This is a genomic window from Streptomyces nymphaeiformis, from assembly GCF_014203895.1.
Classification (GTDB): domain Bacteria; phylum Actinomycetota; class Actinomycetes; order Streptomycetales; family Streptomycetaceae; genus Streptomyces; species Streptomyces nymphaeiformis.
Genome location: NZ_JACHJY010000008.1, coordinates 506,173 through 519,766, shown reverse-complemented (window position 1 = coordinate 519,766; position 13,594 = coordinate 506,173). Strand labels below are relative to the sequence as shown.

8 protein-coding genes are annotated in these 13,594 nt (G+C 74.3%); 6 read left to right on the top strand and 2 right to left on the bottom strand.

Annotated features, from left to right (window positions below):
- Nucleotides 1–19: 19 nt before the first annotated feature.
- Together GGE06_RS28380 and GGE06_RS28375 are read right to left on the bottom strand one after the other, a co-directional pair.
- On the bottom strand, nt 20–1,240 hold the full coding sequence (locus GGE06_RS28380; RefSeq protein WP_116157821.1) for an FAD-dependent monooxygenase: 1,221 nt from the start codon (nt 1,238–1,240) through the stop codon (nt 20–22).
- Between the two features lie 17 nt (nt 1,241–1,257).
- Nucleotides 1,258–2,115, bottom strand: a complete 858-nt coding sequence (locus tag GGE06_RS28375; RefSeq protein ID WP_184932121.1) for an alpha/beta fold hydrolase — start codon at nt 2,113–2,115, stop codon at nt 1,258–1,260.
- Between the two features lie 80 nt (nt 2,116–2,195).
- On the opposite strand from GGE06_RS28375, the gene GGE06_RS28370 reads away from it, so the two are divergent.
- From GGE06_RS28370 to GGE06_RS28345, 6 genes are all read left to right on the top strand, one after another.
- Entirely contained in the window at nt 2,196–3,059 is an 864-nt protein-coding gene (locus GGE06_RS28370) for an AraC family transcriptional regulator (RefSeq protein WP_184932120.1), read from the top strand.
- 355 nt (nt 3,060–3,414) lie between these two features.
- Complete coding sequence (locus tag GGE06_RS28365; protein ID WP_116157824.1) at nt 3,415–4,014, top strand: EF-hand domain-containing protein; 600 nt, start codon at nt 3,415–3,417, stop codon at nt 4,012–4,014.
- A gap of 128 nt (nt 4,015–4,142) precedes the next feature.
- Entirely contained in the window at nt 4,143–9,407 is a 5,265-nt protein-coding gene (locus GGE06_RS28360; RefSeq protein ID WP_184932119.1) for a type I polyketide synthase, read from the top strand.
- Nucleotides 9,408–9,422: 15 nt separating this feature from the next.
- On the top strand, nt 9,423–10,838 hold the full coding sequence (locus GGE06_RS28355) for a hypothetical protein (protein WP_184932118.1): 1,416 nt from the start codon (nt 9,423–9,425) through the stop codon (nt 10,836–10,838).
- Between the two features lie 26 nt (nt 10,839–10,864).
- Nucleotides 10,865–12,346 (top strand): acyl-CoA reductase, encoded by a 1,482-nt coding sequence (locus GGE06_RS28350; RefSeq protein ID WP_116157827.1) that lies wholly within the window; start codon nt 10,865–10,867, stop codon nt 12,344–12,346.
- Nucleotides 12,343–13,587 (top strand): cytochrome P450, encoded by a 1,245-nt coding sequence (locus GGE06_RS28345; RefSeq protein ID WP_184932117.1) that lies wholly within the window; start codon nt 12,343–12,345, stop codon nt 13,585–13,587. The genes GGE06_RS28350 and GGE06_RS28345 overlap by 4 nt, the downstream gene beginning before the upstream one ends.
- Nucleotides 13,588–13,594: the final 7 nt, after the last annotated feature.

Genomic DNA, 13,594 nt, shown 5'->3' with positions numbered 1-13,594 from the left:
TCATGACAGACGAGACCATTCACCGCGCCGGCGCGACGGGCGACAGGGGGTAGTCGTCGACCGTCACGGAGTCGTGGTGGCGTGCGCTCTTCGTGGTGAGGCGGAGAAGGGCGCGGCTGGGGCCCGCGGGCAGGGCGGAGATCAGTCGGGCGCCCTGGGCCAGTCCTCGTACGCCGAGACGGGACGTGGGGATGAGGGTCTTCGCGGCGCTCAGCGCGGCCGCGCGGCTGCCTCGCACGTGCTCCGCCATCGCGCGCTCGTACGCGGGGAACGCGCGTTGATGGTCGCCACCCGCCCGCACGAGCTCCCCCGCGAGGACGTACGCGCCGACGACGGACAGGCTGGTGCTGCCGCCGACGGCGGGACCGGGGCTGTAGCCGGCGTCGCCGACGAGCGTCACCCTCCCCCGCGACCACGTGTCCATGCGCACCTGGGTGATCGAGTCGAAGTAGAACGCCGGGGTGCGGTCGAGTTCGTCCAGCCAGCGGTCCACGTCGGCGTGCATGCCCGCGAAAGCGCCGCGCAGCAGCTCCTTCTGCCGGGGCACGTCGCGGTGGTCGCAGTCGAGCTCGCGCTCGCTCCGGAACAGGAACAGCGCCCGCGCGTCGCCGAGGTGACGCGCGCCGTACATGCCGACGGTGCGGCCGACGCCGACGTGCATGAGGAGTTCGCCGTCGAGGCCCGGGGCGTTCGGCAGGGTCAGCACCCCGAAGTAGGCCCCGATGAAGGCGTGGTGGCGCGACTCCTCGCCGAAGACGAGGCGGCGCACGGTGGAGTGCAGGCCGTCCGCGCCGACGACCAGGTCGAAGCGGCGCGGGGAGGCCTGTGCGAACCGCACCTCGCCGTCGGGCGAGATCGCGGTGACCGAGTCGCCGAAGACGTACTCGACGTCGTCGCGTGTGGCGTCGTGGTAGATCTCGCTCAGGTCGTCGCGCATGATCTCGACGTGCCGGTCGGAGGCGGCGCCGAAGATCCTGGAGAGGTCCGCCCTGACGGGACGGCGCGAGCCCTCCGGATGGACGGTCATCCGGGTCGTGCCGGTGGCCCGCTCCTCGATGCGCGGGAGCACGCCCATCTTCTCGGAGACGTTCATCGCGGGCCGGAAGAGGTCGACCGCGTGACCGCCGGTCCTGCGCAGGGCCGGTGCGCACTCGACGACGGTGACGGAGAAGCCGTGCCGGGTGAGCCAGTAGGCCAGCACCGGTCCGGCGACGCCGGCACCGGAGACGAGGATCCGCATGGGACCCCTCCTTTCGTTCAGTCCACCCGTACGGCGTGGAGCGCGGTGAAGGCCAGCAGCGGGGTGGCGGTGCGCTGCGGGTCCTCGAGCAGGGGCGAGTGCCCGAGGCCGGGCAGCAACTCGACCTCCGCGCCGGGAACGGCGCGGTAGTCGGCGGCGGACGAGGACCTCCATCGGCGGTCGTCCTCGCCGAAGAGCACGAGGAGCGGCTTGCCCAGGGCCGCCAGCCGGTCCGGCAGCGCCCGCCGCTCCAGATAGGAGCGGGTGGCCAGCATCGTCGCGGTGAACGTGTGGAGGGTCATCTCGCGTACGTCGTCCAGGAGTTCGCCCGGGATCCGGTACCCCGCGCGGCTGACCGCGGTGCTCGCGAAGTGGCGGAGCTGCTCGTCGCTCGGCGGCCACTGCAGGGAGCCGGTCGCGGCGGACTCCGGTGCGATGAAGGCGTCGAGGCCGGGGCCGCTGTTGACGAGCGCGAGCGCGGTCACCAGGTCGGGCCGGTGCTCCGCGAGGGCCGTGGCGACGACGCCGCCGCTGGAATGGCCGACGACCGCGGCACGCTCGACGCCGAGCCGCTCCAGCGCCGCTCCGACCCGGCTCGCCTGGTCCGGGACGGCGTAGCCGCGGTCGTCCGGTTTGGCCGATCTCCCGTGGCCGAGCAGGTCGATCCGGATGACACGGTGAGAGCCGGTCAGCAGGGGGACCATCGGGTCCCACGAGCGCGTCGAGGACGCGGAACCGTGGAGGAGCAGGAGCGCGGGTGCGTCGCGGGGGCCGTCCTGGCACACGTGGATGCCGCCGTCGTCCAGCGGCAGAAGCGAACTCTCGGTGGTTTCGGCGCCGTTGTCCACCCACGGACCGCCGTCGGAAGCTGTCATGTGCCGATCGTCCGCGCCGGCACGCTCCGGCGTATTGGACGAATGTTCCCCCCGGCCGGCTCGCGGAGCATCATGGAACGATGCAGACGTTCGCGCACGGTGCCGCCACCTGGGGCGTCGAGTGCCCGCGGCGGCCCAGCCCGGTGGCCGGTGTCACCATGGCCGGGTTCCGCGTCCCCGACCTGGACGCGCTCCGGATCGTCCCGCACCCGGCCGTGACGCTGCTCCTGGAGTTCGGCGACGGGACACCCGTCCTCGACTGCGCGACGGGGCAGCAGCAGCGGGGAAGTCTCGTCGCCGGGCCGGGGCTCGGCACCGGTGGCGCGGTCCGGGCGCGGGGAGTGGACGTCGAGTGCGTGCAGGTGCGGCTGTCCCCGGTGATCGCCCGCGCGGTACTGGGCACCTCTCCCGCCGACCTCGACGGAGCCGTCGTGCCGCTGGACGACCTGTGGGGCCGGGAGGCGTCACGCATCCGCGAACGACTCGCGGACGTCGCCTCGTGGCAGGAGCGCTTCGCGCTGACGGACCTGCTGCTCGCCCGCCGGTACGAGGCGGGGCCGCCGGTGGACCCGGAGGTGGCCTGGGCCTGGCACCGGATGGTCGCCGGCCACGGCCTGGCCCGGATCGACGGACTCGCGGACGAGGTCGGGTGGAGCCGGAAGCGGCTGTGGTCGCGGTTCCGCTCGCAACTCGGCCTGCCGCCCAAGCGCGCCGCGAAACTCGTCCGCTTCGATCACGCCGCTCATCGCCTGGTCGCGGGCGAAGGCGCGGCCCGCGTCGCGGCCGACACCGGCTACGCCGACCAGTCCCACCTGCACCGGGACGTCCGGGCACTGACCGGGGCGACCCCCGCGACCGTGGCCGGCGAGCCGTTCCTCGCCGTCGACGACATGGCATGGCCCACCCGCGGAAAAGCCGCCGCGCCCCAGCCTCATTATTCGTAATACTTTCACATGTGAATACAAGGGTGTCGCGGTGAATGCGTCACGGTGAAGACGTCACGGCGAAGGCATCGCAGCGGAAAGACCGGAAAACGACGACGCCGACAGGTTTCCCGACTGCTTCCCTCTCTCCTTGATCACTCGTGATCCGCTGGGCGTGCACACCGACCGATCCATGGTCCTCTTCGCCCACTGCGAGGGACAGATGCACTGGTCAGGCATGCGTTAAAGCCAAAACAGGGGGCGTTCCCCTTTCATTGCTTTCTCCCTCTCCCGTGTCGCCTATTTTCTTAAGGGCGCGTCCGGGTCCGCTTTCCGGCCCGGAATTCCCTGCGCCTCGACACAGGAAGGTCCACAAATGAGTCCGCACGAGGTTGACCAGCTGCTCGACCGCAAGCTCGACGTGTGCTTCGGACACGGCGACCAGAACGGCGACGGTGTCCTCGAAAGTGCCGACGCCCTGGCCCTGGCGGCCCGGATCGTGGCGTACATCGGCGAGCCGTTCGGCTCCGACAAGGCGCAGGATCTCTTCAAGGCGTTCGGGCTGTTCTGGCAGCACGTCAGCGCCGCCACCGACCTGAACAAGGACGGCCAGGTCACTCCGGAGGAGTGGCGGACGGGGCTGCGTCGCGCCTTCGCCGAGGACGAGGCGGGCTTCACCGCGGGCTTCCGGCCGCTGGCCGAGGCGCTGTGGGCGATCTGCGACCAGGACGACGACGGCAGCGTGGACGCCCCGGAGTTCGCCAACTTCCAGAAGGCGTTCGGCACCTCCGAGGAGAACAGCCGCATCGCCTTCTCGAAGCTCGACCGCGACGGCGACGGAAGCCTCTCCGTCGACGAGCTGCTGGTCGCCTGGAAGGAGTACTACACCAGCCCTGACCCGGACGCCCCGGGCAACTGGCTGTTCGGTGACATCTGGCAGAAGGAGATCTGGGACGGCACGCGCGTCAGCCTCTGACGCCCCCCGTTCGATCACTGGCCGGTCGCACCACCCTCGGTGCGGCCGGCCAGTCCGCCGCATGCCCCGAGCCGCCCGCACGGGGCACCGAAACAGGCCGTCCACACCACCGAGGAGAGTCCCGCCGCATGCCCAGTACCCCGGCAAGCCCCGAACGTGAACCCATCGCGGTGATCGGCATCGCTTGCCGCCTTCCGGGCGGCATCGACTCCCCGGAGCAGTTGTGGGAGCGGCTGTCGAACGGTGAACCCGTCGTGGGGGACCTGCCCGCCGACCGGTGGGCCGAGGCGGTCGCCCGGGGCGGCGCCGCCGCCCGACGCGTCCTGGCCGACACGCCCTCCCGCGGCGCGTACCGGGACGACATAGCCGGCTTCGACGCGGGCTTCTTCGGCATCCCGGCCGACGAGGCCGCGATGATGGACCCGCAGCACCGCATGGCCCTGGAGGTGGCCTGGGAGGCGCTGGAGCACGCGGGGGTCCCGGCCCGCGGCCTGGCGGGGTCGGACACCGGCGTCTACGTGGGGATCGGGGCCGACGACTACGGCCGCCGGGTGCTCGAAGACCTGCCCGGCATCCAGGCGTGGAGCGGGATCGGCGCGTCGCCGTGCGGCGCGGCCAACCGCATCTCGCACGCACTGGACCTGCGCGGCCCGAGTGCCGTCATCGACACCGCCTGCTCCTCCTCCCTCGTGGCCGTGCACACCGCCTGCCAGGCGCTGCGCGCCCGCGAGTGCCGGATCGCGCTGGCCGGAGGCGTGATGCTGATGGCCGGCCCCGGCCTCGCCGTCACCCTGGCCCGGGCCGGAGCGACCTCCCCCGACGGTCGCAGCAAGCCCTTCGACGCGGCGGCGGACGGGTACGGGCGCGGTGAGGGATGCGTCGTCGCCGTACTCAAGACGCTCTCCGACGCCCGCCGCGACGGCGACCGCGTGCTCGCCGTGATCCGCGGCAGCGCCGTCGGCCAGGACGGCCGTACTCCCGGCATCATGGCTCCGAGCGCCCGCGCTCAGGAGGCGGTTCTGCGGGCCGCGTGCCGCGCGGCCGGGATCGCGCCCGGCGACCTCGACTACGTCGAGGCGCACGGCACCGGCACCCGCGCGGGCGACCCGGTGGAGGCCGCAGCGCTGGCCGCGGCCTACGGCGTGGTGCGCGAGGCCGGCGATCCACTCCTCATCGGGTCGGTGAAGGGACTCATCGGCCACCTGGAGGCGGCCTCCGGCGCCGCCGGCCTGCTCACCTGCGTCCTGGCCCTGGGCCACGGGCGACTGCCCGCGACGCCCGGCGTCACCGGCCCGAGCCCGGCGATTCCGTGGGCCGACGCGGGGCTGCGTCTGGTCACCGAGGAACGCCCCTGGCCGGCCCGAGGCCCCCGGCGACTGGCCGGCGTGTCCAGCTACGGCTACGGCGGCACCCTCGCCCACCTGATCCTGGAGCAGCCTCCCGCCCCGTCCGGTCGGGCGGCCGACCGGCCCGCCCGCGGCCTGTTCCCGCTCTCCGGCGCATCGGCGGGCCACCTGCGCGCCAACGCCGAACGGCTCGCCGGACACGCGGCCGCCCACCCGGAACTCGCCCTGGCGGATGTCGGCCGTACGCTCGCCGTGCACCGCTCGCCCCTCGCGCACCGGGCCGCCGTGACCGCCGACACCTTCGACGAACTGTCCGTCGCCCTGCGCGACCTGGCCCGCGAGGACGAGCAGGAGCTGCCGGCGGCCCGACCGCTCGGCGACGCGGTCTGGGTCTTCTCCGGGCACGGCGCGCAATGGCCCGGCATGGGACGGACCCTGCTCGCGGAAGAGCCCGCCTTCGCCGCCGTACTTGACCGGCTCGACGACGTCTTCCGTACCGAGGCCGGGTTCTCACCGCGCGAGGCACTCGATGCGGCCGACCTCGGCGACACGGGGCGCGTTCAGGCCCTCACGGTCGCGGTGCAGCTCGGCCTCGCGGCCGTGTGGCGCTCCTACGGGTTCCGGCCGGCGGCGGTGATCGGACACTCCGTCGGCGAGATCGCCGCCGCGGCCGTCGCGGGAGTGCTGGACGAGGCGGACGCCGCCCGGCTGGCGTGCCGGCGCGCCGCCCTGGTGCGGCGGGCCGCGGGAGACGGCGCCATGGCCCTCGTACCCCTGTCCTTCCAGGACGCCGAGCGGCGCCTCGCGACCGAGGGGGTGACGGACGTGTGGGCGGCGATCGACGCCTCGCCCACCAGTTGCGTGCTGTCGGGCCGGGCGGACGCGCTGGCCCGACTGACCGCCGCCTGGGCCGGGCAGGGGACGTCCACCCGGCCGGTGGCCAGCGACACGGCCTTCCACACCCCCCTGCTCGACCCGCTGACCGCGCCGCTCGAAACCGCCTGCGCGGACCTGACCATCCGTCCGCCGCGGCTGCCGCTGTACACCACCGCGCTCGCGCGACCGCGCGACGACGCTCCCCGCGACGGCGCCTACTGGGCCACCAACCTGCGCGCCCCCGTGCGACTGCGGGCCGCCGTGGAGGCGGCGTGGCAGGACGGGCACCACGCCTTCGTCGAGGTGTCCACCCACCCGGTGGTCGCGCACTCGGTCGCCGAGACCCTGTCGGGCGCGCACACCCCGGGTCGCCCGGGTCCGGTCGTCGCGCACACCCTGCGCCGCGACAGCCGCGAGCGGGCCGCGCTCCTCGCCAACGCGGCGGCGCTGTACGGCGCGGGCGTCGAGCTCGACTGGACGGCGCACCACGGGGAAGGCGGCCTCATCGACCTGCCGGCCACCGCCTGGCAGCAGACGCGGCACTGGGCGGCACCCTCCGAGACGGGCGGCTCGTCCGGTGCCGGCCACGACCCGGCCGGTCACACCCTGCTCGGCGAGCACACCACCGGGCCCGGGCCCGACCCGCTGCACCTGTGGCAGACCCGTCTGGACATGGCGGGCCGCCCCTACCCGGGCGACCATCCCGTGGCGGGGACCGAGGTGGTGCCGGCCGCCGTCCTGGTGCACACCCTCGCGCGCGCCGCCGCACTGGCCGGCGGAGGCGCGGAGTCGGGCTGTCTGACCCGGGTCCGTCTCGCCGTCCCGGTCGCCGCGGGAGTCCCCCGTGACGTCCAGGTCGTGCTGCGGTCCGACGCCCTGCGGCTGTCCTCGCGCCTCGCCGCACGAGAGACACGGGAGCCACGGGAGCCACGGGAGCCACGCGGGAACGGTGCCGAGACCGGCGCCTGGCTCACCCACACCACCGCCCTCACCACCCCGTGCGCCCATGACGCGCTGCCGCCGCTCACCGGCCCCGGCCCCGAGGCGGTCCTGGAGGATCCGTCCCTGGTGACCGACCGGCTCGCGGAGCTGGACGTGCCCTCCATGGGGTTCGTCTGGACGGTCAAGGAACTGGTGCGCACGGAGGAATCGGCGTACGCCGTCGTCACCGCGCCGACCGGACGACCCCGCACCTGGGCCGCGCTCCTGGACGCGGCCTTCTCCACCGCCTCGGTGTGTCTGCCCGGTGCGCCGCGTCTGCGGATGCCGGCCGCGCTGACGACGCTGTGCCTGGCGGACTCCGGCGAGGCGCCCGAGGAGGCCGTGCTCGTGATCCGGCTGCGGTCCGGCACGGACGACACCGTGGACCTCGACCTCGTGGGCCCCGAAGGGCGGACCCGCATCCGCATGCGCGGGCTGCGCTACGCCTCCCCGGCGCCCGACCCCGCCACGACCGGCGGCACCGTGTTCGCCACCGCCCGCCGCCCCCTGCCGCCCCAGCCGGACGCCCGGCCCCCGCGGCGCGTCGTGGTGATCGGGTCCGAACCCGGCTTCGCCCGGGCCCTGGGCGCCGAGCACCTGCACGGTCCCGACGGACTGCGCACCGCACCCGGCGACGTGGTCCTGGTCGCCCCGCCGCACGGCGACGGCGGCCTCGGCCCCGACCGGGCCGCCCTTGAGCACGTCCGTCTCCTGGCACGCACCGCCACGGTGCTCGCCGCGAACAGCGCCCCGGCGGCCCTGTGGGTCGTGACCCGCGGGGCGGGGACGGCCGACGACGTACGCGCGGTGGCGCAGGGTGCCCTGTGGGGCCTGGGCCGCGCGCTGGCCGGCGAACTCCCCCACCTGTACCGCGGAGTGATCGACCTTCCCGCCACGCCCGGACCGGACGATCTGGCGGCGCTCACCGGGCTGCTGGGCCGGACCGGCACCGAGGACGTCGTCTCCGTCGAGGCGGGCGCCGCCTGGGCCGGCCGCCTGGTGCCGGCCCCGCCCGTCCAGGACGGCGGGCCGCGGTGCCGTCCGGACGCGACCTACCTCGTCACCGGCGGCCTCGGCGCGCTCGGCCTGCGCACCGCCGCCTGGCTCGCGGGGCGCGGCGCACGCCGACTGGTCCTCCTCGGCCGTACGGGACTGCCTCCGCGCCGGGACTGGGACGGTCTGCCGCCGGGAGCGGAGGCCGAACGCGTCGCCGCAGTGCGGTCGTTGGAGCGCGCGGGCGTCACGGTACGGGTGGTGGCCGCCGATGTGTGCGACGGGGAGGCCCTGCGCCGGGCCCTGGACCCCGACGCGCTCGGACTGCCACCGGTCCGCGGGGTCGTGCACGCGGCGGGCGTCACCGCCGGCGGCTTCCTGCCGGACGCCGACGCGCCCGTGTGGGAGCACGTGCTGCGCGCCAAGACGAGCGGCGCACTCGCCCTGCACGGCCTCTTCCCGCCGGGCAGCGTGGACTTCTTCGTCCTGTACTCGTCCGCCGGCCAACTGCTGCACCTGCCGGGCCAGGGCCCGTACGCCGCGGCCAACGCCTTCCTCGACGGGCTCGCCCGGCACCGCCGGGCCGGCGGGCACCGCGACACGCTGGCGCTGGCGTGGACGAGTTGGCGCGGGCTCGGCATGGCCGCCGAGGCCGACACCGTGACCGCCGAGCTACGGGCCCGGGGCACGGACGCCCTCGACGCCGAGGAGGCACTGGAGGCGTGGGGCGGCGCCGATGCCGGCCGGCACGGCGAGCTGGCCGTGTTCCGCCTGACCGATCCGGGCCCCGGTGAGGACCCGAACCCGCTGATGGCGCCCCCGCTCCTGCGCGAGCTGCGGGCACGGACCGCACACACGGCGGGCCCTGCCCGTGAAGCCGCCCCCGACCCGGTGTGGCGGAAGCTGCCCGCCCAGCGCCGGTACGACGTCCTGCTCCAGGAAGTCCGCGGTGCGGCCGCCCGCGTCCTGGGCAGCGAGCCCGCCGGCATCGCCGCCCACCACGCCCTGTCCGATCTGGGCCTGGACTCCCTGCGCACCGTCGCCTTCCGCACCGACCTCGAACGCCGTCTCGCGGTCCCGTTGCCGCCCACGCTGCTGTGGAGCCGCCCCGCCGCCGCCGACATCGCGACGTACCTGACGGAACTCGCGGAACCGGCGGAGCAGACCGAGCCGACCGCCACGACCCCGCTCGCGTGAAGGAGTGATCCACCGATGACCACCACCCCCGTACGCCCCCCGTCTCCTCGCCGGCCCGACCACGACGTGCGACGGTTCGCCGACGATCCGCTGCGCTGGTTCGGCGGTGACCGCGCGTCCATGCACCGGCTGCCGGCACCCGACCTGGCCGCGCTCCAACTCGCCGCGCTGCGCATGCGCTTCACCGAACTCGTGGACCGGCTGCCGGTGGTCGGCGCGCTCGCCCGGGAGCAGAACCTGGACGGCATCGGTGCGCTCGACGACGCGGCCCAGCTCCTCCTGCCCCACACCGTCTACAAGTCCTACCCCCCGTCGCTGCTGTCCCAGGGCCGGTTCGACCAGCTCACCCGCTGGATCTCCCAGCTCACCACCGTCGACCTCAGCGGCCTCGACACCTCCGGCTGCGACAGCGTCGACGCCTGGCTGACCCTGATCGACGACCACACCCGGCTGCGCCTGGCCCATTCCTCGGGCACCTCGGGCACCATGTCCTTCGTGCCGCACACGGCGGAGCAGTACGGCCTGCTGTACGAGATCGTGCGGCACGACACCGTGCCGGCGGGCACCCCGGCGGACGAACCGGTGCACGTCGTCTGGCCCTCGTACCGCAGCGGGCGCAGCGGCATCGCCCGGCACGCCACGGCGATGTTCGAGCAGCTCTCCCGCCACAGCCCCGACCACTTCCACACCCTCGACCCCGGCCACCTCAGCGCCGACCTGATGCTGCTCGCCGCCCGGGTCAAGGCGGCCGGCGGGCGCCCGGGTCAGGTGGAGATCCCCGCGGCCCTGCGGGAGCAGCGCGACCGCTACCTGGCCGGCCGCCGTTCGGCGCCCGAGGCCATGCGCCGCTTCACCGCCGACCTCGCCGAACGGCTGCGGGGCGAACGCGTCGTGTCGCTCAGCCTGTGGGAGACCTATCACGAGTGGGCCCGCGCGGGCCTGGACCAGGGGCTCGACGGCGTCTTCGCCCCCGATTCCGTCCTGATGCCCGGCGGGGGCACCAAGGGCTCGGTGCTGCCGGACGACTGGGCGGCCCAGGTGGCCAGGTTCGCCGGCGTGCCGTCCGTACGGCTGGTGTACGCCATGGTGGAACTGATCATGCTGAGCCTGGTCTGCCCGGCGGGCGCCTACCACGTCGAACCGTGGATCGTCCCCTACGTGCTCGACCCGGACACCGGCCGGCCCCTCCCCCGGCAGGGCACCGTGCGCGGCAGGGCGGCCTTCTTCGACCTCACGGCGGACGTGTACTGGGGCGGTTTCGTCACCGGCGACCGGGTCGCGGTCTCCTACGACCCCTGTTCCTGCGGGCGCACCACACCGCGGGTGGAGCCCGGCATCTCCCGGTTCGAGGACGACGACAAGATCACGTGCGCGGCCACTCCGGAGGCGCTGGACGACGCCCTCGAGTACCTCGCCGACGCCGCCCTGTGACCCTGTCGACCCCGAGGAATCACCCCATGACCGCGCCCACGCTTCCGCCCGACACCGCCGCCGGTTCCCTGACCGTGCCGGCCTACGTGCGGGGCACCACCGTCACCGACCGGCTCGTCCCCTTCGGAGGCCGTCCCGGTCGCCCCGCCTTCCACGCCCCCGACCCGGCCGCCCTCCTGCCCCGACTGCCGCTGCGTGACCCGAGCGCCCTGTCGGAGCTGCACGCTCTGCGCACCGCCGAGATCATCGACCTGCTCGCCGCGCTCGGCCCCCTCCTGACGCTGGAGGCCAACCCGTTGCTCCGCGAGGCGCTCCGCACCGCGGCCGCCTGGTCCGACATGACCGAGCCGGTCCTGCGCGCCGCGTACGAGGGCCTGCCGGAGCTGTTCACCCGCGAGGCACTGCACGACGTGGCGGAGCACACCGTCGGCACGCGGTTCCTCGACGGCTGGGTCCCCGTGCCCGGTCGCGACGGACGCGGCGCCGCGGTCCGCGCCGTCGGGGCGCGGACGGTGCACGTCATCGCGGGCAACCACCCGATGATCGCCGCGCTCACCGTCATCCGGAACGCGCTCACCCGCTCCGACGCGATCGTCAAGACGCCGTCCAACGACCCGCTCACGGCGGTCGCGATCGCCCGCACGCTGGCCGACGCGGCCCCGGACCACCCGCTGACCCGGCATCTGGCGGTGGCCTATTGGAAGGGCGGTGACGAGACGGTCGAGCAGGCGCTCTACCAGCCCCGCAACCTGGACAAGATCATCGCCTGGGGCGGCATGGCCGCGATGCGGCACATCACCCGCTACATCCGTCCCGGTCTCGAGGTCGTCGCCCTCGACCCCAAGGCCAGCGGCACGGTGATCGGCCCGGAGGGCTTCACCGACGCCGCCGCCATGGCCCACAGCGCGAGGCTGGCCGCCGCCGACGTCGGCGAGCTGAACCAACTGGCCTGCTTCAACGCCCGCGTCGTGCACGTGGTGACCGGAACCGACGCGGCGGGGCTGCGGCGGGCCGAGGAGTGGGCGGAACTGCTGCACGCCGAGATCCAGGCACTGCCCGCCCACCGCAGCACTCCGGCCCGGCACTTCGACCCCGCCCTGCGCGAACATCTGCGTGCCCTCCGTGCCACCGGCGGCGACTGGTACCGGGTGATCGGCGGCAGGGCCGACGAAGGGGCCGTGGTCCTCTCCCGTACTCCGGACCCCGTCTCCTTCCACACCGCGCTGTCCGGACGCGTCGCCAACGTGATCCCGGTGGACGACGCCGAGCAGGCGCTCTCCGGGATGGACGCCTCCACGCAGACCCTCGGGGTCTACCCGGACGCCCTCAAGAAGCGGTTGCGCGACCTGGCGCCCTTCCACGGTGTACAACGCCTGGTGCCTCTCGGCCGGGCGACCGACTACCGCCCCGACCTTCCGCAGGACGCGACCGAACCGCTGCGGCGCATGGTCCGCTGGATCACCGACGAGTCCCACGACCCCACCACGGCGTCCGGAGGGCGACGATGACACAGACCGCACCGGCCACCCACGCCTCCTCCTCTTCCTCCGTCCCCGGCCCGGGCTGCCCCCATCTGGCCCGCCTCACCGCCGACTTCGACGCCCACGACCCGCATCTGACCCCCGACCTCGCCGTGGACGTGCACCGGGCGATCCGCACCGCCACACCGGTCGCCTACTCGCATGCGCACGGCGGCACCTGGATCGTCTCCCGCTACCAGGACGTACGGGCCGCGCTGGCCGACCACGAGACCTTCAGCTCCGCCTCCGGCGTCTTCTTCCCCCGCGCCGCCGGCACGCCCCGCTTCGCGCCGCTGGAGTACGACCCGCCCGAGCAGAACCGATTCCGTGCCGCGATGAAGCCGCCGTTCCTGCTGTCCCGCGTCCGCGAGCTGCACGGTGCGCTGGCGGACCTGATCCGCGCGCACGTCACCCCGATCGCCGAACGCGGCCACGGCGACCTGGTCGCCGAACTGGCCGTGCCGCTGCCGCTGGCCGTGGTGGGACTCGCCGTCGGCTTCACCGAGCACGCCCAGCACAGCATCCGGGAGCTCACGAGCAACACCTGGGCGCGCATGCCCAAGGACGACGGACCCGGAGGCTTCTGGCCGGCGTTCGCCGCGCTGTTCGACGGCGAGATCCGCCGGGCCCGGGAACAGCCCGGCGACGACTACCTCAGCACCCTCGTGCGCCTGCCGTTCGACGGGCGGCCCGCCACGCGCGAGGAGCTGCACGTGATGCTCGTCGCGTACGCCATCGCCGGCCACGAGACCTCGATGAACACCCTGGCCCACCTGCTGTGGCAGCTCGGCCGGCAGCCCGAACTCCAGTCGGCGCTCAGACGGGATCCCGGCCTGGTCCCGGCCGCCGTGGAGGAGGCGCTACGGCTGTGGACGCCCGTCGACCACGGCACCCGCGTCACCACCCGGCCGGTCGTCGTGAGCGGCACCGAGATCCCGGCCGGCGCCAGGGTGGTGCTGCTGACCGGTGCGGCCAACCGCGACCCGGAGGTCTTCCCCGACCCGGACGCCTTCCGCCTCGACCGCGGCATCAACCGGCATCTCACCTTCGGCCACGGCATCCACTTCTGCTTGGGAGCCCACCTCGCCCGGGCGGAGTTCGCCCAGGTGCTGCACGAACTCCTCCGGCACCCGGAGTTCACCCTCACCGAGAACCCGACCCGCTACTTCGAGAACGGCCGGCACATCTGCCTCGACCGGCTGCCCGTACGCTTCGCCTCGCGCACCTAAAGGGTGC